The sequence below is a fragment of the Natronobacterium haloterrestre genome, from assembly GCF_900112205.1.
GTDB classification, from domain to species: domain Archaea; phylum Halobacteriota; class Halobacteria; order Halobacteriales; family Natrialbaceae; genus Natronobacterium; species Natronobacterium haloterrestre.
The window spans coordinates 1-25,807 of record NZ_FOKW01000007.1; the positions used below are offsets into that span (position 1 = coordinate 1).

Sequence of the window (25,807 nt, forward strand, 5' to 3'; positions counted from 1 at the left end):
CGAGGATATCGATTTCCATAGACAGAATCGAATTCCTCGGCTTCATCCTTCTAAGCTAGTGATATCGGCGGATTAGATCGCTATTCAACAGAGCAAAGAGAACAAGGCTGCTGGCTTCACGATGGTCATCTACCAGAAGCGGCTGGTCTCCAGCATCCACGCCATCCGCATGTCTCTCGAAAATCGGATGCGGGCCATCCAGAACGACGCCGTTGCCGAGGACATCTCCGACGATGTCCAAGAACTCATCCCACGGTACAGCACCGAGCCAGAAACGTTGACGGACGCGGAGAGACAGCGAGTCGAGGAGGAACTGGAGACGGTTACGATTACGCTGAACCGCTCGCAGATCCAGGAGGAACTGAACCGAGTCAAACAGCTCTGGCAACAGGCTAAGAACATCGAGACCGATTCGAAAGCACAGCTCCTCAAGGAGTTCGTCGATACGATTCTGTCGAACGATCCCGATGAGAAAATTCTCATCTTCACCGAGTACACTGACACGCTCGAATACCTCCGCGATCAAGTGTTTCCGGAACACGACGTCGCGCAAGTGTACGGCGATCTCGACCAAGACCGCCGCCGACAGGAGATGGCGAAGTTCGAGGAGGAAGCGAACCTGATGCTTGCGACTGACGCGGCTCAGGAAGGGCTCAACCTCCAATTCGCCCACATCATGGTGAACTACGACCTTCCGTGGAATCCGATTCGGATCGATCAGCGGATGGGGCGGCTTCACCGCTACGGACAGGAGCGAACCGTCGAGATTCGAAATCTTTTCTTCAAGAACACCCGCGAAAGCGAGATCCTCAATCTGCTAATCGAGAAGACGAATCAGATCGAATCCGATCTCGGAATGCGATCGGACGTTCTCGGCCGCATATTGGAGGACGTAGACCTTGACGACACGATCATGGCTGCAATCGCCGAGAACCGACCCACGGACGAGGTTGTGGCTGACGTCGAAGCAACCATCGAAGAGCGTCGGGAGGCGCTTCAGACGGTGGAAAATGAGTTTCTTATCCGCGATCGGTTCGACCTCTCCGACGAGGACAAAGAGATCTTGGAGGTCATCGAACGGAGCCAGCACGGTGACGTTAGCGAGGACGACATCGAAGTACTCGTCCGGGTCTTCTTCGACGAATTCGGGGGCGATATCCGCGGGATACGGCCGGGACCAGCCCGGGCTGAAGGCGACGTCTTCCAGTTCGACGTACCGGACGTACTCTCGGGCGACCAGGTCAAATCTCGATACGAGGCAGCAACCTTCTCCCGGAGCGTAGCGATGGAACGCGAAGACGTCGAATTCATCGCCCTCGATCATCCGCTCGTCCAATCGCTCATCGAGTTCTGCTTAGATTCGGATCGCATTCGAGGACATGTCGCCGTCAAAGTCGCCGAGGAGGGCGAATCTGCCCCAGGGATTCTCTTCAACTATCGGCTCGGGTACGTCTCCGGTGCGGGAGAGGCGGTAACCGAAAAACTGGTCCCGTTATACGTCACGCCAGACAGGACTGTTTCGACGAGCAAACCCGAGATCATCGATACGCTACCGCCAGAAAAGGTCGTCTCCAACGGGATACTGGACCGGTTGACGTCGATGGCGTCGGACTTACACAAGATCGCGGAGATGGAAGCGTGGGACCAGGTCGAATCCTTCGCAGGGGAAGCGAGGGAAGAACGGGAACGCGAGGTGGAAATCAAGCGCCAGCACGCGGAACGTCACTTCGATGAGCAAATTAGCGAGTGGGAGGAGCGCTTGGAGACGTACAAGGAGCGTGACGAACAAGGGAAAGACATGTCCGCACCCATCGGGAACGCGAAGCGTCAGCTGGAGTCGCTCCGACGCGAACGCGACGAAGAACTGGCTCGTTTAGATGAAGAAAAGCACGTTACACCCGAAGAGCCCGAATTGGTGACGGCCTCACTGGTACTGGATACGCATCCTAAAAACGGATGAACGTCGAAATTGCGAATGTGGTCGGATCGGGAGACCTCCACGCAGAGTTAGATCTGGAGGCGCTTGAGGAAGACCTGTCCACACCATATCTCGAATATGACCCATCCAATTACCACGGGCTGTACGTTCGTGTTGAGAAGGACGGTCCCCTGATTACCGTGTATCGGAGTGGAAAGTACATCATTAGCGGCTGTTCGAGCTACGACGAGCTAAACGATACGAATGAGATGTTCTTGAGGAGGTTAGCCGAACTCGGAGTGATTAATGAGGGGGCCGATACGCAATTCGCGGTGCAAAATATTGTTTGTACTGCGTCTCTCGGTGAGGACGTCGATTTGAACGTGTTGTCGATTGGTCTAGGATTAGAATCGGTCGAGTATGAGCCTGAACAGTTTCCCGGATTGATCTACCGTCCTTCAAGTATGGATGCAGTGCTTCTGACATTCGCTAATGGAAAAATTGTTGTTACCGGATCTAACGATTGGGAGGCTGCTAATGCTGCATTCGAACATCTCAAATCGAAGGTTCAAAAGCTGGTCTAGGTAATCAATCTCGGTGAACTAGCAGTCAGCGACCTGTTGTCTGCAGATTTCTGACGGTTCGGAGAACGAGGCGGAGCGAGGAGTACACAGAAAATTAGTATCCAAGCTGCAAATCAATTTAATAGCAATACAGACTTCCTTGGCTAATATTTCGTTCCGAGAACTGGGAACCATTTATGTCGATGTCAGCAGAACATCCGATCATCGATGAAGGCGGACACCCTCGATCTCAAAGACATCTTTCGGAAGGATACGCGGTACGTCGTTCCGAGGTTCCAGCGGCCGTACGTGTGGAGTGAGGAAGAACACTGGCAACTCCTGTGGGAGGATCTTCGACTTGTCGTTGACGAGTTGATGGAACGGCGAGCGGAAGCATCCGATCGCTTCGAACGAGACGAAGCACAACTCGAAACCTCTCCCCACTTCTTGGGTGCGATCGTTCTCGATCAGCAATCGAATCCGACCCGGAAACTGGAGACTCGTGAGATCATCGACGGTCAGCAGCGTCTGATCACGTTACAGGTACTCCTCTCAGCTGCTCATAAGGCGTCCATTGATCTTGACCACGGGGAGTCGGCGTCCATGCTTGAGAAGTTGATGTACAACGACAAGGACCTGACCAGCACGGAAACTGACCGTCTGAAGGTCTGGCCTATCGAAGCAGATCAGGACGCGTTCACCGACGTGATGGCGCTATCTGACCCAGAGTCAGAGGTATCTGAGCTCGATGGTGATGAGAACCTCCATGAGTGTTTTAGATACTTCCGAGAGCAAATTCGAGACTGGGCAGAAGAAGACGACCAACCGCCCGAAGAACACCTCGATGCGTTGGTTACGACACTGTGGCACTTACTCCGAATCGTCGTGATCGACCTCGAATCGAACGACGACGCGCAAGTGATCTTCGAAACGCTGAACGCCCGAGGAACGCCCCTTCTCGCGGCAGACCTGATTAAGAATTACTTGTTCCGAGAAGCCACGATCGAACAGAACGATCCGGGTGAATTGCACGACGAATACTGGAAGCAGTTCGACCAGGACGAATGGCGCGAAGAAGTGTCGCAGGGCCGGTTAGATCGGCCGAAGATAGACGTCTTCATCATGCACTGGCTGACGATGCAGATGGGGCAGCAGGTCCGCGCGAAGAAGCTCTTCCCCGCCTTCAGGAAATTCCTCGATCGAACCGATCTAAGTACGGAAGAGATCCTCCAAAATATCGACTACTATTCGTCGATTTACGAGGACATCTCGGAGCCCGATCGGGACACGCGTGAAGGTGTATTCTTCCACCGTCTGGACGTTCTCGACACTACGACACCCTATCCGGTTCTTCTCTGGATATTTGGCCAACAGGATATCCCGCCAGCGCAGCGGGTCAAAGCTATCGAGGCGATCGAAAGTTGGTTAATGCGGCGTATGCTCTGTCGTCTGACGTCAAAGAACTACAACAAGATCTTCATCGATCTATTAGAGGAATTAAAACGCAGTGACGACGATCGAGTGGGTGATAAGGTCGTAGAGTTCCTTCACGACAAGGAAGGAGAGAGCGATTACTGGCCCACCGACGATGACTTGATGAACACGATGATGGAGCGCCAATATTGGGCGAGAGTCAACCAACGTCGGTTGAAAATGGTGTTTTCGGCGATCGAACGCGAACTCCGGGATACCGGTTACAGCGAGACGTTAGAATTCACGCAGGATCTGGAGATCGAACACATTCTTCCTCAGGAGTGGTCCCATCACTGGGAACTGCCTGGAGAAAAGCCCCGAGAAGTCGAGCGGATTGAGCGGGACGAGGCGAAAAACAAGATCGGCAACCTGACCATTCTCACCGATAAACTGAACCCCTCCGTTTCGAATGCAGCATGGGACGTTAAACGCGAAGCGATCGAGGAACACACCGTCCTTCGTGTGAATCGTTACTTGGTCACGAACTGGTCGGACGAGTGGAACGAAAATACGATCGCTGAGAGGGGAAAGTGGCTCGCAGAGAAAGCAAGCGAAGTTTGGGCTGGGCCCAAGTCTTCGTACTGGTAAGAATCCAACTCGTAACTGCTTTTGTGGGAGGAGATGGAGTGATTGAGACTCACGCGCCTTATCTGTAGCCGCATACGTCCTCTATGTGATCGACTCTAAATGCCGCTCATCCTCTTCCGTGAGCAACTGGACGCTGTACTCGTCTTCGAGCTGTTTGATCTGTCGGAAACACTCCGCTGCTCGTTCTCCCTCGCCGCGTTCGATATAGTAGGTCCCCTGCTTCCGCAGCACCTTCGCGGCTCCCGACTTACCCTCGTACCAGGGCAGCAGTTCGAAGTACTGCTCCTTGGCTTGTTCGAGGTGATCCTGCATGGCTTCAGGATCGTCACCTTCGAGAGCGTTCGCCAACGACCAATGGGTGTCTGCTAACGACTTCGTGACGTCGTTTCGTTCCGGCTGGGTCTCGGCAGCGTCGTACGCCTCGCGGAGGGACTCGATCATCTCGCGGAGGTGCTGTGGATCGTCGCGTTCCTCCACATCCTCCTGCACGGTTTCCTCCCGATCATCAGTTTCCTCCCAAACGACCTCGCCATCCAGATCGATAGCGTACGCCGGATCTGCCTCCGTATCCGTACTGAACTGGATCTCCCGCACACCATTTTCCGTCCGAAGCGTGACCTGTCTCGCTTTCTCGTGGCGTAACTCGTGCTTCGTCCGTCGGTCACCGGACTCCAGGTCGAATACGTACGCGCTGTCGTCCGGCGGATACGTGGTTACGATCGCGTACTCACCATCCGACGTCACGCAGCAGTCGGCGACGTCGGCGTTGAAGTAGTGCGTCAGGAGCTGTGTGCCGTCCGGTTCAAATACAATGAGTTTCGCCGAGTGTTCGTCCGGATCGAGCGCATCGATAACGACGGTTCGTCCGGAATCGGCGACCGACGCGGTCGCCGGTTCAGCTATCGTCTCCGTAATTCGCAACCCGGTATCGTCGTAGATGAACATACGCGCGTCGTCGGGGTCGGTGCCACGACCGTACGCGACGAGCCACTCCCCGTTCGCCGATCGATTCACCTGACACGTGTAGCGTTTCTCTTCGTAGCCGATGACGCGAGCGAAATCTCTATCGTCGGAATCTTCGCGTGATGACCGGGATGCCGACGCTGATTCCTCTCCGTCGCCTCGTGAGTCCGTCGCGCCTGTCGTAGTCGTGTCCTCCTCGACTTCACTGGTGCGTGGCGTATCGAACGACGACGCTTGCTCGCCAGATTCCGAATCCTCCTGTGACTCCCTGACCGGGACAGATCGACGTCGCCAGAGATAGACGAGGCCGGGAATGACGGCGACGAACCAGAGCAAAGACGTGAGGACGTAGGCCCACGTGTACTTCGGCCAGTCGGTGACGTCGCCGATCTCACGCGCATCGAGGAACATCGCCGCCGGAAGCGCGACCCACGTCACCAGAAACAGTAGGCCCCAGAGTGCCTCCGGGATCGCCACCACGCTGAAGAAGACGACGACCCAGCCGATTGTCGCCCCCATCACCGCCTTGTGCCAGCGCGTCGAGGGCGGACTGCCCATCTGAGTCGGTTGGGTTGCCGATGCGTCCGATTCCGACGACGATACTCCTGCTTCGGACGAGGTTTCCGGTCGATCGGCCGATTGTCCCGCTGCCTGCGAGGTGTCCTCTTCGGGGATAGCTTCGACAAAGTCGAGATACTCAACGACCAGGTCGAGAGCGTCGTGTTCCAGGACGAGTTGGACGAGCTCGTCGCCGTTGATGAGTTTGACGTTCAACTGGTCGGCGAGTTCCTTCGCCTGACGACTGTAGCCGTTGGTCGTGACGAGCAACACCTTATCGACGCCGTGGTACTGGTGTCGCAGACTCGCGTACTGTTGCACCTCGGGTGACCCAACGGTCGTGTTCGGGCCGTATCGCTTCGCTTGGATCAGTAGCGTCTGCTCGTACGGAGTAGATTTCTGCGCGACGACGTCTACTCCCTTATCCGCAGCGGCCGTCGAGACCTCCGTCTTCCAACCCATCCGTTCCCAGAGATCGCCGATGAAGTGCTCGAAATCGTAGGCATCCATCCGCTGGAGGACGGATTTGAGCTGCTCCGGTGATTCGATCCGACCACCATCAGCCGGAAAGTTCGGTGCATTTCCGACTGGATATCGTCCTTCTTCGATCGCCTTTCCGGGTTCGATCGGCTGAGAGTTGGACGTTGAATCCGATCCGGAGTCACGCATCGACTTTCGAATGACTCGATACGCTTCGCGGTAGAGGAAGTAGCGAAGGAACCGTTTCATGTCTCTGTGTTGTAGACTGGCACAGGTTATCAGTTCCGGTGAATGACGAGCCATTGGCTTCCTCCTACGGTATCACTCACAGTCCACGGGAATCAGCCAGATGGCAGCTTTTAATTCTGATCGGTGAACCTCTCCACAGTACGACAGCAGCTAATACTGTTCTGAGGGTGCAGTACTGGTATCTTGCCGACGCCAGGATGACTAACGGCCCGATTCCGAATCCCAGACAGCGAGTTCGGGGAAACAAACATCACAGAACTCGACGACGTTTCCGCGCTCAATCACGTCGGCGACCGTCTGTCGCTCCGAATCGAGAATGTCTTGGAGCTCTTCGTCGGCGTCATCCAGGAGACCGAGACGCGTCTCGCGTTCGAAGCCGCACGGTGGATTCTCGGCGCGGTGTACGAGCGAGGCACGCTTGTCTGCCGTGTCCGTGTGTCTGTGCTCGTGTTCGATGGGAATCCCGAGAATCTCATCACCAAGTTGATCCCGAGCGTCAGGCAGTTCGTCCGGTTGAATCGTTCGGAGGTCCTCGACGTGTGCCATCGTGGGATCGACAGCAGCGGCTTCCTCGAACGATGAATACTCACACCTTCGAATCGGTCCCAGCGAGTACCGAAGTCTACTGGCGGCTGATCCCGCGTACTCGCGGATCGCACGAGTCCGATAGAGGAGAGACGTGTACGAATCGTGGACGGAGTCGAGATCCCATCCCGAATCGCGGTCGTATCGTGTCCACACCGGAAACACCGCTCCCTCTACACCCGATTCGGTGAGAATCCCATCCTCTCGTGCTTCAGTGAGTCGGCGCTCTGTAGCGTATCTCGGAAAGCACTCGACGCACGGTGAAATATCGCGCGAGAGTGCCTCCCTGTGCGTGAGATAAAGGTACCGTGATTCCCGCATATCGTCGGGTTCGTTGTCGGAAGAAACTCGTTCGCCAGACGCGGTCACGAGCTCGCCATCTTGTACTGGCGGCGGTGATCCGTCGGAGACGAGTTCAGCGTCGTGGAATCCGTGATGCGTGTCCAGTTCTGGTTCCCCAACGTCGGTGAAACCGTGCCACCATTCTACGGCGACGGGTGTATCAGGTGGTGGCGTTTCTTCGTTCAACGGCGGAAGATTAGTAGACTCGTCGATGTCCATATCACCATATTCATAGACACGAGTTTAACTCATTGGCCGTTATAATTACGAATCAAAATCACCCGACTACAGCCTTCAATAACGGCTCAATCACGATCTCTTAAGACATCAGAAATAATGGTTCTCTCTTGATCGGTTAGCGTATCGTGGTTCGCCACGAATCGAAATATCCACGTCGGCGATCCTTCGTACTCGTAGACCGTTTTATACAGCAGACGACCGTACGGAGTGAGTTTCCACGTCGCGTCGGACGTTTCCTCGGTGACGGGTTGCATGGCCCACAGTGGGGTGTCTTCCTGGGAAGAGAATCTCGAAAGAACCGCGGTCACCATGGCTCTCGATGAGGGGATTTCGGAATGAATGGCATCTCGACCGATACTGGTATCATCAATGGGAAGGCACCGAATTACTTCTTCGGCTTGTGCTCCGAATTGCTTTCGCGTGTAGATCTGGTGTGTATCCGCTTCGAGAGAAGACTTCAAATCCTCTAACTCCTGGAGGGGGGTTTCTGCGAGTAATCGATGTACGATGGATCGAATACCCGTTTCGTCCCAATCATCCTCATTCGAGAAATCTTGCGGTCTCTCTGGATGATCACCGGTTGATGATAGGAAATCCTCAATCACCTCTTCGTGTGCTGACTCGTTGAGGTCGAGACTGGATAATTCAGGATCAATTTGATACTGAACGATCGAAGTTATGAGTGGCACAGTTGAGGTAATTCCTTCAGCCCGTAGGACGTCTCTGGTGATCTCATACATTTCTTCGACCCCGTCTTCACCATCTAAAACGAGGCTAGCGCCGAGTTCGAAGAGGCGTTGGTCGTATCGCTTTTCGATCTGACCGATGATCCTTTGGACGTGAACTCTCTCCTGCTCGATTTCTTCACCCGGACGACCGACTACTCCCAGCAAAAAGTCCCAGATGAGGTTCGTAGGATCGGTATCAGAGTGAGCCATTCCGAACAGACTCCCGATCTCGAAGGCGAGATCTGCTTCCGGTCCCGCGTTCTGACGCGGTGTGCGACTGATCTCTTGATCCCGTACTAACTGCGTACGATACACGAGACTATCGGGATCTACGGCATTTTCGTTCCAATAGTCCCCAAGGTGATAGAGGGAAATATCATCGAGGAAATCCTGAATTCGCTCGGTCAACAGATCCACCTTTCCGTTGATCTGCCGATTCAGGTATGCTTCGGAAGGGCCTCCGCAGTCTCCAGTCAGAATGTATCTCCGTTCGCTTCCAGACAATACGTACTGTGACGCGAGTTTAGTATCATCGACGTTCCAATCTTCTGGCTCCATCATCGAAGACATATAAATCTATCCTCAAAAGGGGTGTGGCCTCAGCGCCGGAGACTTGAACCGAGCTACGAATGCGTGTGATGTTACAAATCACACGAACCTCACCGAAGAATCGTTCCGAAACTGAGCGACGACCAGTCGCTCAAACGCAGTGCATGATCCTCGTTGAGCGTGAATTCGACGTTCGTCTGTGTCACGGGTGGTCGGTATGAGTATTGATGGATCCACTCTTCACGAAGAACTCGATCGAGTTGATGAGAACGTGAACGGACTCTACCAAGGGGTAATTCCCGATCTGGAGAGCCGGGTAGCTGAGATGGAGACTCGCCAGCGAGAATTCGAAGCTGAGATCGAGGAGCTTCGCTGTTTGATCGCTCAACTGGAGGATGACGAATGAGCGCAAAAGTGGGGACCCCCCTCGGTATGATATATTATTATTGTATTATTTGTAGTAGTATAGTAAGTACGTACGTACAGCTACTCTCCCCGCTGATCTCTCATCCTCTGAGCCCGGTTCTGTGCAGAATCAGTATTACGGTAACACTGGCCAATCAGCAGCAACTCAATTGGGGGTGGCGAGCGTGAGTAAAAGACGCAAGTCGGTTACGATCGATGAACATCTTGCAGACGAGGTCGATCGTAGGGACGAGATTAATTTCTCAGGATTGGTGAACGATCTTATCGAGAGCTATCTCTCTGGTGGGGTTACGGCTAACAAAATGAAGACCGCACTCACTGTGCGTCTCGATCGAATCGATAACGAGATCGAACAGAAGGAGAAACGACTCGAACAACTCAAGGAGGAACGAGATGAAATCCAGAGCCTCATCGAGGAACACGATGAAAGGCGCGATCCGACAGTTGAACAGGCTCTTCAAGTACTTCAGGATATTCCCGAAGAACACCTTCATCCAGAAAATAAAGCAGTCAAAAATTGGGCAGGGAAAACCGGGATCCCACCGTCAGAGCTGATTGAAATGGTGAAGAATTACGATCCATCCAGCGAATCTGAGTAGACTGCACAACTGATCTGAACTTTTTAGGTTCAAACGAACTGTAAGGTCACGGCCGGAACTGTGAACAACACAAGCGAGGTTATCTACCGCGGCCCTCGTTCCCGAAATACCTTCCCGATCTGTTCCCAGTCCGTCGAGACGTATTTCATCGTCGTATCGAGCTTTCGGTGTCCGAGAACTTTGGCTAACATGTGGACGGGAATTCCGCTTCCGTCGGGATCGGCGGGATGTGTTCCGTTGGCTGAGTGCGAAGCCATCGAGTGACGAAGAGTGTGCGCTGTCACCAACCACCTCGTGTTTCCGTTCGCGTCCTCGCTGATCGGCTCGTTGACTCCCGCTTCTTTCGCTTGTTCCTTCACGATCCGACTGATGTAGCTCGGTCTCATCTGTGGCTTCTGTTGAGTGAGAAAGAGGTATTCGGAATCGGCTGCCGTCGTGTACGATTGGCGTTGTTTCTGTACCCACTCTCGCATCAGATAGTCCAAATTTTCGTGGTAGTACACGTACCGGATGTAGTTCTCGTCACCGGGATCCGCCTTCGCCGACGTGATACGGATCTCCCGCTTTCCGAAGTCGATATCTGAAATCCGCACGTTGGCCAGTTCGACCGATCGAACGCCGGTTTGATACAGCAACCGCATCACCAACTCGTTCCGTATCGCCGGCGATCCAGGATGTTCGAAGATTTTCTGGACGTCTTCGGGAGGGATAGCGACGACGGCGTCGTCCGTATCGCCGCGTTGCTGGAGGACCTTTACCTTTTGTGAGGTTTGGGGGTCAATGTGATTGTAGTCCGTATCGTCCAGCGATACGTTCTCCGCCGGGTTCCGTTCGCAATAATCCCGATTGCAAGCCCAGATGTAGAACACAGAGACGGTAGACAGCAGGGAAGCCACCATCGTATCCGCCTTGTGCAGGTTCAGATCGACAAATTCGCGGACATCGCTTTCTTTCGCCGTAGTCGGATCGACTCCCCGTTCTTGGCAGTGGATCATCCACTGACGGAGACACGACCGTCGGGTTTGAAGCGTCGTGGCTTTCCCGCTCCGCTTGAGAAATGCGCAGTACTTCTCGTGGAGTTCTTTATGAACTCCTGTAAGGACCTCTGAATCGGCTTCTGACTCCTTACTGTTGGACATAGTATACGTTGTGCGGGGAGCCATCGACGACGACGGTCGTACTCTTCACTCGGCTCATCTGCTGTTCGAGTAACGCCAACGCTCGGGTGACGTCGTACTCGGATTCATCGACGCTCTTGGCCAGTCTCCACGGTTGTCCCTCCCATGCGCCGGATTCGGTCGGTGACTGTTCGGAGAGAGTCTCCGGATCACTCACTCTCGGTAGTTCATCGTGCAGCTGGCTCGCCAACTCCATCAGTTCGGTATCCTGCTGCGCGTCAGTAGCGAGACTGATTCGCTCGATCCGTTGACTGACACCTCGGAGCTCCTCCTTGACTTCGGAAAGTTCGGCTTCGACGCCGGAGAGATCGACATCCGCGGGCTGTGAATTCTGGTCTGGGATGTCAACGTCGATTCCCTCTCGAAACCCGATTCGGATCAGCTCGTTTTCCACGGATTGTCTGATGAGCTGGGTCATCGAATCGTATCGGCCAGTTTCTTCGATGGCCCGTTCCCAGTCGGCTTTGAGATCCGGGTCCACCGCGATGTTGATCTGGTCCCGGCCATTTCGAGGCATGCCGTAGTCCAGGTGAACCAGTCTAATAAAGATTTATAGATTTAGTATAGAACCAATCCTAACATGCGCCAGATGTTCGGTAAGGAATAACCGCACCGACCGTCTGGTTTCGTTTCGGTTCCCGTCGTCTTCTCGTTTTCTTCGTCTTTCGTCCCCCGAGTGGAATCACAGCCCTGCTAGGCGTCCCTGCGACGTTCCGGTCGTTTCCCTCCGGCAACCATGCCATGTCGTGCTCGAGAACGTCGGATTATCGGCTGAAACGGTTTCCGTCCGGCGGTCGAACTCGTGATTGTTTCGCGTCGTTCGACCGACCGTTTCGGTGTACGGCGGTCTTGAGTCGATTTCGCTCGAGATAGTGTCCGTTTTTCGTACGTTAATACCCGAGTTGCGTTTGCAACGATAGTTCGATTATACTTCCCTCGTCGGTGGTAGTCGTTCTCGAGGGGTATCCGTTCCCTGGGGAGAGGACCCCTCTCAGAGCGGATTGCGACAGGAGTGATAACTATGACAAAGGATTCATCGACGGTATCACGGCGTAGCGTATTGAAAGCAAGTGCGGCGACAGTCGTTGGAGGGGGAGCGTTCGCAACGAGTGCTTCAGCACAACAGGAGACAAACCTAATTAGTACTAACCTCGTCGCATTCGACTGCGAAGCAGGCACTGCCCAAATTGAGGTCTGCCGTCAGGCAGCTGATTCGGATAATATTCGCGTTGATACAGTAGTTGCCCCATCTGGGTCGGCAGATCCAAGTAATTTCAACCTACCGACTGGAAACCCATGTCAAATTGTGGAAGTTTCCGGACTACAAAATGAGACAAATACCACTGTTACGTTCTCGGCAAGACAACCACCAGGTGCCGCCACTCGAACTGAGACCGAAATTGTCTCGATCGACTGTACTCCTGCACCTGAACCGCCAGAACCTGAACCGCCGGAACCTGAACCGCCAGAACCTGAACCGCCCGAAGAGCCGGTAGATGAGGACCTGGTTGACATCAACGTCGAGGTCGGCGACCAGGACCTCGAGTCCGGTGACGCCACTACGTCGACGGACATCAACCAGTCGAACACGAACGTCCAGCAGGGGACGACGATAAGCAGTGCGGACAGCGGCGACAGTGGAGCCGATAGCTCGGGAGGCCTGTTCTCGTTTGACTTCTAACGGGAACCGCTGATTTTTCTCTCCCGTTCGTCGCTTCGGTCCGCGCCGGTCGCGCCTAGGCGATGTCCCGACTCGTGTCGATGGCCACTTCCTCGGTCAACTCGAGTTTGATCGACTCGACGGGTTGCCCGCCGTGGCGGAACTTCGGAATGGTGAGGTGGTTCTCGATCTCGGTCCCCGACACGTCGGTCTGTAAATCGAACACGGCGTCGGCGGCGTGATACGTGTGCGACCGGTTGTCGGGCGTCTCCCGTTCCCGCAGGCAGTGTAACATCGCGATGCTGCCCGTCTCGGTCATCTTCTCTTTGAGTTCGTTGAGGAAGGTGACGTACTCCTCGCGGTCGCTTCGCTCGAGAACGTTCATCGTGTCGACGACGAGGTTCGCCCCGTCGGGAAGCGCCTCGACGAGGCGCGTCGCCTCCTCGAGCGGGGCGTCGCTCGAGACGTGTCTGACCGTCGGACTCCCGACGGCGGACGGCGAGCACTCGAGCGTGTGGCGGACGACGCCGTCGGAACGCTCGGTGGTCAGGTAGAGGGTCCCGCGGGCGGCCGTCAGTTCGTACAGGAGCAGTTCCGACTGGCTCGCCGGATCGGCAGTGTACGCGACGATATACCCCGGAGGCAACCCGCCGTCGAGCTTCCGATCCAACACGTCGATCCCGGTTTCCAGCCGATCCACCATGCGATTGTGAGTGTTTGCTGGACTGTCTGCATAATTCTTTGCCTTCGGTTCGGCCGCCAATTATCGCAGTCACCGCGGCCGGAAAATCACCGCACCCGACCGGTCGCTGTGGTCCCTCGAGTGTGGATCGGATCGGGGATTCGGAAACGGAGAACGAGGGGATTCAAGAATCGAGGTGCTCGAGGACGGCGTGCGCTGTGTGTACTGCGGAACCATCGTTCGTGACGAGATTGCATCGCTGATCGACGCGACCTGACGCGGGGGAGGGCCCCTGGCGACACCGTGGACGTTCTCGTCCTGAGAACTATCCAGAATAGCTAAGTGCGTCTCGACCGTTCGTCCACACGTACATGTCACGTACTATCAAAATCCTGCTCGCCCTGGTCGCCGTCGTCGTCCTCTGGAAAGTCGTCTTCAGCGGCTCGGACGCCGACGTCGAGGAGATCGAGTACGAACCGACCGAATAGTTCACGAACCGTCCGTCCGCCCTGATCGGTCCCTCGTCCAGCCCCGGCCCGCTTCCTTTGGACTACCGGGGCCGGACTCGGGATTCCGAACGGCTTACGGCGACCGCGCCGTACTCTGAGCTATGTACGGCGTCGTCACCCGCAACGCTGAGGAGGTCCGGTGGCCGGAGTTCGACCGCGGCTTCTACGAAGTCAAAGACGTGACCGGCAGGTCCGCCGAACCAATCGAGGACGGGGTCAACATGGTCTCCTGTTTCGGGGACAACGCGGCCTCCGACGCGGACCCTTCGCTGGTCCCCGTCGACGACATGGGCCGGCCCGCGACACGGGATCGAACGTACTTCGACTGGGACTACATCTGCCCCTCGCGGGAGGACTACCGGGACGGGCTGTTCGACGTCATCGACGATTGCGTCGACGCGAACGAGGACGTCCGCCTCGACGACGTCGGCTTCCCGCGGGCGGAGTACTGCCGGTGTGGCGTCTGCGAGCAGCGATTCGAGGAGAGCGACCACGACGACCGCTTCGACTGGCGGGCCGAGGTCATCACGGAGTTCGTCGAAGCGGCCGCCGACAGGATTCCCGGCCGGGTCTACCTGACGCTGTACCCCGATCCGTATCCGGGCCACCTCTACGAGCGGGCCGGCCTCGACCTCGAGGCGCTGGCGGAGTACGTCGACGAGTTCGTCGTCCCGCTGTACGATACTGCCTACGAGACGACCTACTGGCTCGAGACGATCGCGCGCGGCTTCGACAGCGCCCTCGAGACGCCGTTCAGCATCGAACTCTACGCGGTCAACGTCGACGTCGACAACCTGATTCACGCCCTCGAGGTCGCCGAGGAGTACGGGGAGAGCGTCCTGTTCGGGTACGAGGCTTCGAACGCGCGGGCGGCGCTGCGTCGACGCCGGGCCGATCAGCGGGAGGGCGAGTCGTTCGGCGAACCGGGATCGACGGAGTGAGCGGTGACGGCTCGCCTCGGACACTGGCCGCCCGGTATGGCCGTAATCGCGTCTTTCCGAACGGGTGGCTCCGACGCCGACGGTTAGTATCGCGTATTACTCCGGCTGGCGGGGTCGAAACGGCCCGCTCCTGTCACCGTGTTTTTCCGTTGGTCCGCTCGAGTCGTCGTCCACTTCGTCCTAAAGCAGTCGCTCGAGGGAGAAATTGAGCTCCCGTGCAGGGCCGGGCCGGAATCGCGACCGGCGACTATCGGGACGAGGAGTAGGGGGTCCGCGGGCGAACGGAGCGGCTCGAGGACGACACGTGACCCACTGACGATTCAGATAGTGTCGTCGTCGCGCGTCCGGTCGTCGTCGCTCATCAGCCCGTCGTCGTCATCGTCGTCGCCGATGAGGTCGTCGTCGTCATCGCTCATCAGCCCGTCATCGTCATCGTCGTCGCCGATGAGGTCGTCGTCGTCATCGTCGCGAATCATGCCTTCGTTATCGTCGTCGCCGATGAGGTCGTCGTCGTCATCGTCGCGAATCATGCCTTCGTTATCGTCGTCACCGATGAGGTCGTCGTCATCGTCGTCCATCAGGCCCTGGTCGTCGCCGACGTCGCTCCCTCGATCGGTGCCCATGTCTCGCCCCGAGCCGGTCCCCGGGGTCCCGGATTCGGTTCGGGTGTCGGCCCCTGTCCCGGTTCCGGTCGTTTCCCGGCCGCTCGTTCCCGTTCCGGTCCCCGAGAGGTCGCTCTCGAGGTGGATCGCGTCCGACGTCACCTGTGACACCGCCTGCTCCTGGAGCGGGTAGGCGTGCTCGTCGGTCCCGCCCCAGCCGAGTTTCGCCTTGATCGTGTCCGTGATCCCCGGATCCGGTTCGACGTGTGCTGTACCGTGCTCGACGTCCGCGACGATACCGACCTCGTCTCCGTTCGCGTTGACGACGGTCTTGCCGATGTCGTCGTCAGTGAACTGTGGTGACATTGCGCTCCCACTAACGGCAACCGCGCCAAAGACGGTGGTGCTTGCTGTGGCTGGCGGTTCCGCGGCGTGTTTCGGGCTCGGCCGACTTTCGGGCAAAGCGAACCATCGCCGTCCCACCGCCGTTCGATCGGCTCCGTTCGATCGGCTCCGTTCGAGCGTCTCCCCCCGGTTCGAGTCCCGAGCGGCCGATACTCGCGCCCGCTCTCAGTCGTCGTACTCGTTGAACGCCGGTTCCCGCCCCTCGAGGAACGCGGCCACGCCCTCCTCGTGGGACTCCGTCGCCCGCGCCTGGACCTGCAGCATGTTCTCGTAATCGAGCGCCTCGTCCCAGCGTCGCCCCAGGTTCTCGTGCATCGCCTGTTTCATCATGCCGATCACGTCCGTGGGGCGGCGGCCGAGTCGATCGACCGTCTCGGTTACCCGCGTCTCGAGTTCGTCGGCCGGGACGGCCTCGTTGACGAGGTCGAGGTCTGCCGCACGCTCGGCGTCGAAGAACTCCCCGGTGAACGCGAGTTTCTTCGCCGTCCGCAGGCCGACGATCTCGGGGAGCATGAAGGTCCCGCCGGTGTCGGGGATCAACCCGACCTTGACGAACGCACAGGAGAAGGTCGCGTCCGCGGCGGCGTAGGCGATGTCCGACAGCGCGACGATCGCCAGTCCCGCTCCAACGGCGTCGCCGTTTACCTTCGCGACGATCGGCACCGGACACTCGAGCATCGCCTCGACGACGCGACCGAACGTTTCCTCGACCTCCTCGTATTCCGCCCGGGGCGCGACGGGTTCTTCGGCCATCGCTTCGACGTCGCCGCCGGCGCTGAACGCGTCGCCTTCCCCCGAGAGGACGATCGCGTGATACTCCTCGGGCGAGGCATCTTCGATCGTCTCCGCGAGGGTGACGGCGGTCTCGCGCGTGATCGCGTTGAGGACCCCCGGTCGATCGAACGTGATCTCGAGTACGCCGTCGTCCGTGTCGACGTGCATGCCTCGAGGGTCGCGTGGACGACTCTTAATTGTAGGTGTCGCACGGATGACGATCGGCGAAAACGGCGTCCGCGGACAAACGGCCGAGGCCGGAGGAGAGGAAGGGCGGGTAGCCCCGTCGACGCCGGACTGCGGCTGGACCGGGACGAGAACCCGGTTACGGCTGCCTGGTCGCTCAGTCCGAGTTCGTCGAGGCCATCGGCGGCGGATTTGCCTCCTCCTCGGTGACGTTGAGTTCCGAGGTGACGAGCGCCCGGTAGGCACGGCGGAGTCGCTCGGACAGCGCCTGGTGCGAGATGTCGAGCTCGTCCGAGAGTTCCTGCATCGAGACCTCGCGCGGGATCTCGAAGTAGCCGTGGTCGATCGCGGCAACGAGCGTCTCGTACTGGCGGGTGGTGAGCCCACACTGGGAGTGGGTCTCCTGTTCCAGGTCGTACAGACGGACGATCGTCGGCGAAACGTCGTGATCGACGAAACGGTCGTACAGCGAACTCACGTGCTCGCGCTCGACGACGCGGATGCTCAGCAGCCAGGTGCCGTTCGACGCGGACGCGCTGAGGACCGTCCCGTTCTCCTCGAGGACGGCCTCGAACGGGTCGACGGTGTCCGGATCGAACTCGATGTCGTACAGCCAGCGGTCGTCCTCGCCGTTGATGAGCGAGTAACCGCTGATCGCCGACGCCTCGGCGAGTGCGCCCTCGACCTCCTCGCGGGAGGGACCGGAGAGCCAGAGTCCGTGGCCGCTCGAGGCGATCACGCGCTCCATCTCACAGGTTAGCGACGGTACCGCCTCGAACAGCTCCGCCAGTCCGGTCCCCTCGGCCGGAAGCTCGATGTCTGCGATGGATGTCATATGTCTCACTCACCGATACGACGGGGACCGCATTAACCTCACTTCCAAAGAGATTAGCACCGATAGGCCTGATAGTCCACGATCTGGGATATTCGTTCGCCGTAAAATGACGGGAAATATGATCGGAACGATCGGATACGTTTCGGGATTCGAATAGGTATCTGTACGGCGCGACTCGATGGGAACGACCGTCTCGAGTCGTGGGTCGACGTCGTCGAAGCCGACCTTCGCGGTGACGAGAAACGGCCCAGCGACGAACGTCAGGCTGAGGACGACGCCGAGGGCTGTCGGTCAACGGCTGCCGGCGGCGGGCGCAGCCGACCCAGAGGGATGAATCGCCCGAGGACAAGCAGCAACACCGCGCCGGCGGCCGAGACGAACTCTCGACGCGGTCACCCACAGCAGCGGGGATAGGAGCGCTTGGGGCTGGGCCCCTGTGATTTCTCTCGGTTACGGTATCGGAGTAGAAGCACGGTTTCCCCTTCCAAACCCGCACGTCACTGCGTTTTCGGAATGCGGGGGTTACTCCCGGCGGTCGGTGCTCGTCGACGGGCCTGCGACGTCGTCCCGACTATCGTGGTCGGAACTCTCCCCCTCGGTGCGAAACGAAATCGGCTCGAGCGATCCGATCGTCTCGACGAGTGCCGCCGGGTCGTCGTCCCCGTGGCCGACGATATCGCCGGTCACGGCGTCTGACTCCCGGTCGCCGACGAGGACCGTCGGGAGCGGCGCGGCCGAAAACCCCTCGACCAGGACGACGTCGTACCCACGCCGCTCGAGGCGGGCGAGGGTGCTGGCGAGGGCCAGGCGCTCGCGACGGTCGCGGTCGTCTCCGTCGTCGCTGTCGCCCGCCTCGAGCGGGCCGGGGCTCGACCCCGCGGGTAGCTCCGGCGGCTCCCGCTTTCCTCGAGCGGTGATATCGAAGGTGAGTTCGGGCGTGATGCCGACGACGGTCTCGGCGCCGGCGGTTCGATGCCGGTGGGTGTCCGCGCCCGGGGTGTCGATCTCGATATCGTGGTGGATCGATTTGATCGTCGCGACGCGGTCGCCGCGATCGGCAAGTCGCGGGACCAGTTGCTCGACGAGGGTGGTCTTCCCCGAGTCGCTCGGTCCGGCGAGACAGACGACGCGGATCCCGCTCGGTGTCGGATTCGACGAGGCTCCCATAGCCGTCGTCTTTCGTCCGGAACACCAAGATCCGTTCGACCGGCGCGGCTGCGAAACGCCGATCGGTCGACTCCCTCGACGCCCGTTACAGTTGCGCTGAAAAGAACCCCCAGTGTTCCTCGTGGTCCGCGAACTGCATGTCGATGCCGCGCTCGTCGGTGATGGTGAAGCCCGCGTTGCGCAACTGCTCTCGGGTCCGCTCCGCGCCCGCGATGTGCCACTGCATCTCGACGTCTGTCTCGAGCCAGTCCGGGTTCGTCCCGCTCCACTCCTCTGCCCCCTCGGAGACGAGCAGTCGGCCGCCCGGGCGCAGTACGCGCGCGAACTCGTCGATAACTGTCTGGTGGTCCTCCAGCGGGACGTGGATCAGCGAGTGAAACGCCGCGACGCCGTCGCAGGTCCCGTCGGCTATCGGTAACCGCGTCATGTCCCCCTGTACGCGGTTTGCCCCGGGTGCGTTCTCCCCGGCGAGGCCGAGCTGTTCGCGGGAGAAGTCGACGCCGAGTCCGTTCAGACCGGCTTCGTCGGCCCGTCGGAGAACCGGCGTTCCCTGGCCACATCCGGCGTCCAGGACCCGCGCCGAGTCATCCAACTCCGCCAGGAACTCCTCGAGCATCTCCACCCCGTGATCGGAGACGGTACGCTCCGACGCGTAGATGTCGGCGATCTCGTCGTACCCTCGACGGACGACGTCTTTCTCGACCATTGGGTCGAATGAACAGCGGCGGTCACATAAAACGTCAGGAGAGCTGTCACGATCGTCGGAGAGGAACTCTCGAGGGCAACGACTCGAGAGGGCCGTCGCTTACCGAATCGTCGTCGCAAAAGCGGGCCGCGTTACCTGTCGTTTGCGGGTTCGTTCTCGAGGGGAAAGCGGGCCGGGAGCGAGTTGAACTACGCCGAGACGGTTCTGCTCACTTCGTTGCGCGGGCTGTGACTCGTCTACTTCAAATCCCGCCGGTTCCGTTACTGACGACTCACGAGTTTGTTCGCCGTCAGAAAGCGGGCCGGGCGCGATTTGAACACACGGTCGGACGTGCTCACTCCGTTGTGCACGCCCTCCCTGCGTTCAAATCGCAGGGCCGTTTTGCCACTCACGGATTTGTTCGTGGCAAAAGCGGGCCGGGCGCGATTTGAACACGCGACCGTCTGATTAAGAGTCAGACGCTCTGCCGGACTGAGCTACCGGCCCTACACCTCCGAGTTTTCGTCGGGCGTTAAAATACGTTTCCCTTGGAAGGCGTCGTGACAGTCAAGGACACGCGACCGGTCCCGCCGTCGGCCCGTGACGGCGGCTCGAGACGGCCCCCGGGAGACCCGCACTTCCGCGCTCGGCCGGCACGAGTTGCAAAACGTACCAATCTTCGGGAGGGTTAAGTGCGGTCGGTCCGACCACACGCTCAATGAGTACGGGGGTTACGATCTCGTCGATCTCTGACTACGCTATCTTGGGCTGTGGGAGCGTCGGCTACGCCGTCGCCGAGGAACTGGTCGAACAGGGGAAAGACGTCCTCATCATCGACCGCGACGAGAGTCGCGTCGAGTCGCTGCGCGACCAGGACCTCGACGCGCGAACCGCCGACATCCGCGAACCCGAGGCCGCAGACCTCGTCGCCGAGCGCGACGTCGTCCTCATCCTGGCCTCGGACGTCGAGTCCAACAAACGGGCCGTCGAACACATTCGCGAGCAAAACGACGGCCAGTTCGTCGTCGCGCGAGCGAGCGACCCGGTCTCGGGCGACGAACTCGAGGAACTCGGCGCGGACGTCGTCATCAATCCGTCCTCGGTGATCGCCGAGTCGGCCCTGCGGGCGCTCGAGTCGGGCGAACTCGAGTACAACGCCAGCAAACTCGCCGACCTGATCGAGGAAACCGACGAGCGACTCGCGATCATCACTCAGGACAGCCCGGATCCGGACTCGATCGCGTCCGCGGCGGCGATGCAGGCGGTCGCCGACCACCTCGGCGTCGACTCCGACATCATCTACCTCGGAGACGTCGGCCACCAGGAGAACCGCGCGTTCGTCAACCTGCTCGGGATCGACCTCGTCCAGTGGGACGAGATCGAGGACTATTCGGTCTACGACACGGTGACGCTGGTCGATTCCGCGACCTCCGGGGAGTTGGACCTCGAGGTCGACATCCTCATCGACCACCACGAACCCGAACAGGAGTACGAACCCGAGTTCGTCGACATCCGCCCGAACATGTCCTCGTCTTCGACGATCATGACGAAGTACATCCAGGAGTTCGACATGAACGTCTCCGAGGAGGTCGCCACCGCTTTGCTCTACGGCATCCGCGCGGAGACCCTGGATTTCAAACGCGACACTACCCCCGCCGACCTCACCGCGGCAGCCTACCTCTACCCGTTCGCGAACCACGACACCCTGGAGCAGGTCGAGTCGCCGTCGATGTCCCCCGAAACGCTCGACGTCCTCGCGGAGGCGATCGCCAACCGCGACGTCCAGGGAAGCCACCTGGTCTCGAACGCAGGGTTCGTCCGCGACCGCGAGGCTCTCGCTCAGGCGGCAAGCCACCTGCTGAACCTCGAGGGGGTCACGACGACGGCCGTCTTCGGCATCGCCGACGAGACGATCTTCCTCGCCGGCCGTTCGAAGGACATCCGTATCAACATCGGCAAGGTGTTAGACGACGCCTACGGCGAGATCGGCGAGACCGCAGGCCACTCGACGCAGGCCAGCGCGGAGATTCCGCTGGGGATCTTCACCGGCATCGAGATCTCGGAGGACACACGGGAGACGCTGCTCGAGTTGACCGAGGAGGCGGTCAAGCGAACGCTGTTCGATGCGATGGGCGTGGAAGGAACGGAAGGTTCGAACGGGAACTAAACGTTCAGGCGACGAGTTCGCTTTCCTGCTCGTCCGGATCCCGGACGCGCTCGACGACGTCGTTGACGAGAATAACGTCACCGACGGCTCGAACCCACCGGTAGGGCACGATGACGCCCTGCCCAGTTTCGGCTTCCGCCTGGAACAGTTCGGCGTTCAGGCTGCCGAGCGCGAGCCCGGTGACGGCTTCGCCGTCGACGTTTAGCTGTAGATCCTCGACTTCCCCGACGAAGACGCCGCTGTTCGAGTACACCTCGCGGCCGACGAGGGACGTGATCTCCTGTGGAGTGTCGTCCAGCTCTACCATGTCTGGCTCCATGTGTGGCTGGCTCTTAACTCTTGGTCACGGGACAGTCCGGAATCGCGATACGTGAGGATCGAAGTGATCGAAGCGATCGAAGAAGAGCCGGTGAGGAGACCAGCGAGAAACGAGGGGGAGGGGGCCTCAGTCGCCGCCCTGGCCCTCGAGGATCGCGTCGACGGCCGCGTGGTCGTTCAGCAACTCGCCCATCCGTTCGACCGTCTCGAGGTCACGCGTCCGCCCGGTACGGACGACGTCCTCGGCGCGTTCGACGGTCGTCAGCGTGTCCGTCTGTACCGAGAGGATCGGGACACCTTTCTCGGCGGCCTGACCCAGGATCGCACCCGAGGGTCGGTGGCCGCCGGTCAGGATGAGACACCGGACGCCCGGTGCCTCGAGGGCCGCAGTGTGGATCTCCGCGCGGTCGCCGCCGGTGATCACGGCGGCGTCTTTGGTCCGCCGGAAGTGTCGCAGTGCGCTGTCGGCACCCATCGCCCCGACCATGAACCGCTCGACGTAGGCGTCGGTGCCTTCCTCGACCAGGACGGACGCGCCGACCTCCTCGGCGAGGTCGGCGACGGTCACGCCCGAGAGGTCCCGCTCGTTGGGGACGACGCCGTGGACGGGCAGGCCTCGGCCCTCGAGGAAGGGGACGACATCGGTCTCGAGCTGGTCGTAAGCGGCGTCGGGGACGTCGTTGAAGACGACGCCGGCGAACCGGTCGCCGAAGGCCCGCGCTGCGGTCAGCAGGTCGTCGACGTCGGCGGGCCGTTCGTAGTGAGCGACGACGATGACGCGGGCATCGAGCAGTTCGGCGAGGTCGGCGTCGGTGAGTTCGACGATGCCGCCGATGTCGTATTCGCCGCCACCTTCGATGAACATCCGGTCGTGATCCGCGGCGAGGCTGTCGTAGGCTTCACGGACCCGCTCGCGGAGGTCGTCGGGGTCCTCGCGGCCGCGGATGGCCTGCTCGATGAACGTCGGCGAGTAGACGACCGGCTCGAGGTCGTGCATCTCCGCGTCGAGGTCGAGCAGGTCGCGGGCGAGCATCGGGTCCTCGTCTAAGGTCTTGCCGACGTTGCTCTGGAGCCGGGTCCCCTTGGGTTTCATGTAGCCGACGCTGTCGCCTTCCTCGGCGGCGAGCCGACCCAGTGCGAGCGTGATGGCGGTCTTGCCGGTGCTCTCCTCGAGGGAAGCGACGAGGATGGTGTCCGTGTCGGCCCCGCCGTCCGGTTTGGCCCGGCGGTCGGTGTCGCTTTCGGGGGAGTCGAGTTCGGGTTCGGGTTCCGGTTCCGGTTCGGTCTCGGGTTCCGATTCGGTGTCAGTGGCAGTGTCAGTCTCGGTATCGGTGTCGCTCATAGTTCCTCCGTGTCCACGGTGAGTCGCAGGTCGATCGCCTGTACGCCGTCCGGCCCCGCGACGAGCGGGTTCACGTCGAGTTCGAGGATCGACGGGAAGTCAGTCACCAGCTGTGAGAGCCGCTGGATCGTCTCGACGATCCCGTCGATGTCGGCCGGCTCGCGGCCGCGAGCCCCGCGCAACAGTGGCGCCGACTGGATCTCGTCGATCATCTCCCGGGCCTCGCCCTCGCCGATCGGGGCGACCCGGACGGAGGTGTCCTCGAGGATCTCGACGAAGATGCCACCCAGCCCGAACAAAAGCAGCGGGCCGAACTGGGGATCGCGGTTCATCCCGACGATCGTCTCGGTGCCGGCGTCGAGGTCGACCATCTCCTGGACCTGGACGCCGACGATCGTCGCGTCGGGCTGGTAGTTGCGCGCCCGGGTGACGATCTCCTCGTAGGCGTCGTAGACCTCGTCGTCCGAGACGCCGACCTTGACCCCGCCGATGTCGGACTTGTGGGAGATCTCGGGGCTGACGATCTTCATGACGACGTCGCCCTCGATCGACTCGGCGACCTCCCGCGCCCGATCGGGGTCGTCGACGATCTCGCCCGTCGGGGTCGGGATGCCGTAGGCCTCGAGCAGTTCCATCGATTCGACGCCGAGACGGTTGTCGTCGCGGTCTTTCGTCCGTTCGAGGATCTCGCGGGCCCGCTCCCTGTCGACGTCGAACTCGGTGGGTTCGTCGACCGCCCGCTGGCGGACGTCGCGGTAGCGCGCGAGCGCGTCGAGCCCCTGGACGGCCCGCGAGGGGTCGAAGTAGTTCGGGATGCCGGACTCCCGCAGGACGTCCTCGGCGTCACGAGCCCGATCACCGCCCATCAGGCAGGTAACGACCGGCTTGTCGTGGGTCTCGCTTTTCTCGATGACGACCTCCGAGAGTTCGTCGTAGGGCAACACCGCCGTCGGCGCGCTGACGACCACCGCGCTCCCGACGTTCGGATCGGCGAGTGCGATCTCTAGGGCCTCCGCGAACCGATCCACGTCCGCGTCGCCGATCGCGTCGATCGGGTTGTAGACGTTGGCCTCGTCGGGCATCGCCTCGTTCAGTCGCTCGATCGTCTCGTCGGTGAAGTCGGCCATCTGCAGCGTCGAATCGCCGACGGCGTCGGTCGTCAGCACGCCGGGGCCGCCGGCGTTCGTGACGATGGCGACGCCGTCGGACTCGGGTTCCGGCAGCCCCGAGAGGGCCCGCGCGGAGTCGAACAGCTCCTGGACCGACTCCGCACGGATCACGCCGGCCTGCTCGAGGCCGGCCTCGTAGGCGCGTTCGCTGCCGGCGATCGCCCCCGTATGCGAGGAGGCGGCCTGCGCGCCAGCGTCCGTTCGCCCGGACTTGACGAGGACGATCGGCGTGTCCTCGGTCACCTCGCGGGCCGTCTCGACGAACTCGCGGCCGTCGTCGATGTCCTCGAGGTAGCCGATGACGACGTCGGTGTCGGGGTCTTCCCCCCACTCGTCGACGAAGTCGGTCTCGTCGAGCACCGACTTGTTGCCGAGCGAGACGACGTCACGGAAGCCGATCCCCTGTTCGTTCGCCCAGTCGAGGACGGCGGTGATGAACGCACCCGACTGGCTCATAAAGGATATCGAGCCCTCCTCGGCGTTCTCGGGGCCGAACGTGGCGTTCATGCCGACGGGCGTCGACATGACCCCGAGGCTGTTGGGGCCGACGACGTTGAGGTCGTACTCCTCGGCGAGTTCCCGGAGCTTCCGCTCGCGTTCGGCCCCCTCGCCGCCGGTCTCCGAGAAGCCGGCGGTGATGACGACCACGTTCTTCGTTCCCGCTTTGCCCAACTCTCGCACCGAGTCGAGAACGATCGGCGGCGGTACGACGACCACCGCCAGATCGATCGACGGCGCGCTCTCCACGTCTTCGTAACACTCGAGCCCGAGTACTTCGTCGCGTTTCGGATTGACCGGGACGATCTCGCCCGCGAAGTCGTCTCGCAGGTTCTCGACGATCGCCCGACCGACTGCGCCTTCGCGATCGGTCGCACCGATCACGCCGACGGTCTCGGGTCTGAATAGTTCGGCTAGCCGTCCCATCG

21 protein-coding genes, 1 tRNA gene and 2 pseudogenes are annotated in these 25,807 nt (G+C 60.0%); 9 read left to right on the forward strand and 15 right to left on the reverse strand.

Annotated features, from left to right (window positions below; all coding sequences use genetic code 11):
- Window positions 1-82 precede the first annotated feature (82 nt).
- The 3 genes and pseudogenes from BM113_RS13590 to BM113_RS13600 all read left to right on the forward strand — a co-directional run.
- A pseudogene (locus tag BM113_RS13590) lies at window positions 83-1,960 on the forward strand (helicase-related protein); the annotation flags it as partial.
- Window positions 1,957-2,502 (forward strand): TATA-box-binding protein, encoded by a 546-nt coding sequence (locus BM113_RS13595; protein ID WP_089788621.1) that lies wholly within the window; start codon window positions 1,957-1,959, stop codon window positions 2,500-2,502. The pseudogene BM113_RS13590 and the gene BM113_RS13595, both read left to right, overlap by 4 nt.
- A 207-nt stretch (window positions 2,503-2,709) precedes the next feature.
- Complete coding sequence (locus BM113_RS13600; RefSeq protein ID WP_089788622.1) at window positions 2,710-4,542, forward strand: DUF262 domain-containing protein; 1,833 nt, start codon at window positions 2,710-2,712, stop codon at window positions 4,540-4,542.
- Window positions 4,543-4,623: 81 nt separating this feature from the next.
- Here the strand turns inward: BM113_RS13600 and BM113_RS13605 are convergent, their stop codons facing one another.
- The 3 genes from BM113_RS13605 to BM113_RS13615 form a co-directional block, all read right to left on the reverse strand.
- Window positions 4,624-6,573, reverse strand: a complete 1,950-nt coding sequence (locus tag BM113_RS13605) for a restriction endonuclease (protein WP_089788850.1) — start codon at window positions 6,571-6,573, stop codon at window positions 4,624-4,626.
- A gap of 420 nt (window positions 6,574-6,993) precedes the next feature.
- Window positions 6,994-7,938, reverse strand: a complete 945-nt coding sequence (locus BM113_RS13610) for a hypothetical protein (protein WP_089788623.1) — start codon at window positions 7,936-7,938, stop codon at window positions 6,994-6,996.
- Window positions 7,939-8,024: 86 nt separating this feature from the next.
- On the reverse strand, window positions 8,025-9,245 hold the full coding sequence (locus tag BM113_RS13615; protein WP_089788624.1) for a hypothetical protein: 1,221 nt from the start codon (window positions 9,243-9,245) through the stop codon (window positions 8,025-8,027).
- A gap of 208 nt (window positions 9,246-9,453) precedes the next feature.
- On the opposite strand from BM113_RS13615, the gene BM113_RS21920 reads away from it, so the two are divergent.
- On the forward strand, window positions 9,454-9,642 hold the full coding sequence (locus tag BM113_RS21920; RefSeq protein ID WP_143095842.1) for a hypothetical protein: 189 nt from the start codon (window positions 9,454-9,456) through the stop codon (window positions 9,640-9,642).
- A gap of 184 nt (window positions 9,643-9,826) precedes the next feature.
- On the forward strand, window positions 9,827-10,261 hold the full coding sequence (locus BM113_RS21925) for a hypothetical protein (RefSeq protein ID WP_143095843.1): 435 nt from the start codon (window positions 9,827-9,829) through the stop codon (window positions 10,259-10,261).
- Window positions 10,262-10,344: 83 nt separating this feature from the next.
- Here BM113_RS21925 and BM113_RS13630 read toward each other — a convergent pair whose 3' ends face one another.
- Together BM113_RS13630 and BM113_RS13635 are read right to left on the reverse strand one after the other, a co-directional pair.
- Window positions 10,345-11,400 (reverse strand): tyrosine-type recombinase/integrase, encoded by a 1,056-nt coding sequence (locus BM113_RS13630; protein ID WP_177209171.1) that lies wholly within the window; start codon window positions 11,398-11,400, stop codon window positions 10,345-10,347.
- Window positions 11,387-11,956 carry a hypothetical protein gene (locus BM113_RS13635; protein WP_089788628.1) on the reverse strand — a complete coding sequence of 190 codons (570 nt, stop codon included), beginning with the start codon at window positions 11,954-11,956 and terminating at the stop codon, window positions 11,387-11,389. Before BM113_RS13635 ends, BM113_RS13630 begins: the two co-directional genes overlap by 14 nt.
- Window positions 11,957-12,460: 504 nt before the next feature.
- Here BM113_RS13635 and BM113_RS22345 point away from each other — a divergent pair.
- Window positions 12,461-13,120 (forward strand): hypothetical protein, encoded by a 660-nt coding sequence (locus BM113_RS22345; RefSeq protein ID WP_177209172.1) that lies wholly within the window; start codon window positions 12,461-12,463, stop codon window positions 13,118-13,120.
- Window positions 13,121-13,175: 55 nt separating this feature from the next.
- Here BM113_RS22345 and BM113_RS13640 read toward each other — a convergent pair whose 3' ends face one another.
- Complete coding sequence (locus BM113_RS13640) at window positions 13,176-13,802, reverse strand: RAD55 family ATPase (protein ID WP_089788629.1); 627 nt, start codon at window positions 13,800-13,802, stop codon at window positions 13,176-13,178.
- A gap of 163 nt (window positions 13,803-13,965) precedes the next feature.
- Between BM113_RS13640 and BM113_RS22650 the strand changes: the two are divergent.
- Together BM113_RS22650 and BM113_RS13650 are read left to right on the forward strand one after the other, a co-directional pair.
- Window positions 13,966-14,058: pseudogene (locus BM113_RS22650) on the forward strand (aspartate carbamoyltransferase regulatory subunit); the annotation flags it as partial.
- 333 nt (window positions 14,059-14,391) lie between these two features.
- Window positions 14,392-15,231: a hypothetical protein gene (locus BM113_RS13650; protein WP_089788630.1), complete on the forward strand. Its 840-nt coding sequence runs from the start codon at window positions 14,392-14,394 to the stop codon at window positions 15,229-15,231.
- A 320-nt stretch (window positions 15,232-15,551) separates the two neighbouring features.
- On the opposite strand, the gene BM113_RS13655 is transcribed toward BM113_RS13650, so the two are convergent.
- The 6 genes from BM113_RS13655 to BM113_RS13680 all read right to left on the reverse strand — a co-directional run bounded on the left by BM113_RS13655 (window position 15,552) and on the right by BM113_RS13680 (window position 20,392).
- Entirely contained in the window at window positions 15,552-16,199 is a 648-nt protein-coding gene (locus BM113_RS13655; protein WP_089788631.1) for a hypothetical protein, read from the reverse strand.
- 204 nt (window positions 16,200-16,403) lie between these two features.
- A complete protein-coding gene (locus BM113_RS13660; protein WP_089788632.1) occupies window positions 16,404-17,180 on the reverse strand; it encodes an enoyl-CoA hydratase/isomerase family protein in 777 nt (258 codons plus the stop codon).
- Window positions 17,181-17,355: 175 nt separating this feature from the next.
- Window positions 17,356-18,033, reverse strand: a complete 678-nt coding sequence (locus BM113_RS13665; RefSeq protein ID WP_089788633.1) for a helix-turn-helix domain-containing protein — start codon at window positions 18,031-18,033, stop codon at window positions 17,356-17,358.
- 522 nt (window positions 18,034-18,555) lie between these two features.
- Window positions 18,556-19,200 (reverse strand): molybdopterin-guanine dinucleotide biosynthesis protein B, encoded by a 645-nt coding sequence (gene mobB / locus BM113_RS13670; protein ID WP_089788634.1) that lies wholly within the window; start codon window positions 19,198-19,200, stop codon window positions 18,556-18,558.
- A gap of 85 nt (window positions 19,201-19,285) precedes the next feature.
- Window positions 19,286-19,906, reverse strand: a complete 621-nt coding sequence (locus BM113_RS13675; protein ID WP_089788635.1) for a class I SAM-dependent methyltransferase — start codon at window positions 19,904-19,906, stop codon at window positions 19,286-19,288.
- A gap of 412 nt (window positions 19,907-20,318) precedes the next feature.
- Window positions 20,319-20,392 (reverse strand) — tRNA-Lys (locus tag BM113_RS13680).
- 211 nt (window positions 20,393-20,603) lie between these two features.
- Between BM113_RS13680 and BM113_RS13685 the strand changes: the two genes are divergently transcribed.
- Window positions 20,604-22,052, forward strand: a complete 1,449-nt coding sequence (locus BM113_RS13685) for a DHH family phosphoesterase (protein WP_089788636.1) — start codon at window positions 20,604-20,606, stop codon at window positions 22,050-22,052.
- A gap of 4 nt (window positions 22,053-22,056) precedes the next feature.
- On the opposite strand, the gene BM113_RS13690 is transcribed toward BM113_RS13685, so the two are convergent.
- The 3 genes from BM113_RS13690 to acs form a co-directional block, all read right to left on the reverse strand.
- The gene (locus BM113_RS13690; protein WP_177209173.1) at window positions 22,057-22,371 is read right to left on the reverse strand and encodes a PRC-barrel domain-containing protein; all 315 of its coding nucleotides are present in this window, start codon (window positions 22,369-22,371) and stop codon (window positions 22,057-22,059) included.
- Between the two features lie 126 nt (window positions 22,372-22,497).
- Complete coding sequence (locus tag BM113_RS13695; protein WP_089788637.1) at window positions 22,498-23,712, reverse strand: phosphotransacetylase family protein; 1,215 nt, start codon at window positions 23,710-23,712, stop codon at window positions 22,498-22,500.
- Complete coding sequence (acs, locus tag BM113_RS13700; RefSeq protein ID WP_089788638.1) at window positions 23,709-25,805, reverse strand: acetate--CoA ligase alpha subunit; 2,097 nt, start codon at window positions 25,803-25,805, stop codon at window positions 23,709-23,711. Before acs ends, BM113_RS13695 begins: the two co-directional genes overlap by 4 nt.
- Window positions 25,806-25,807 lie beyond the last annotated feature (2 nt).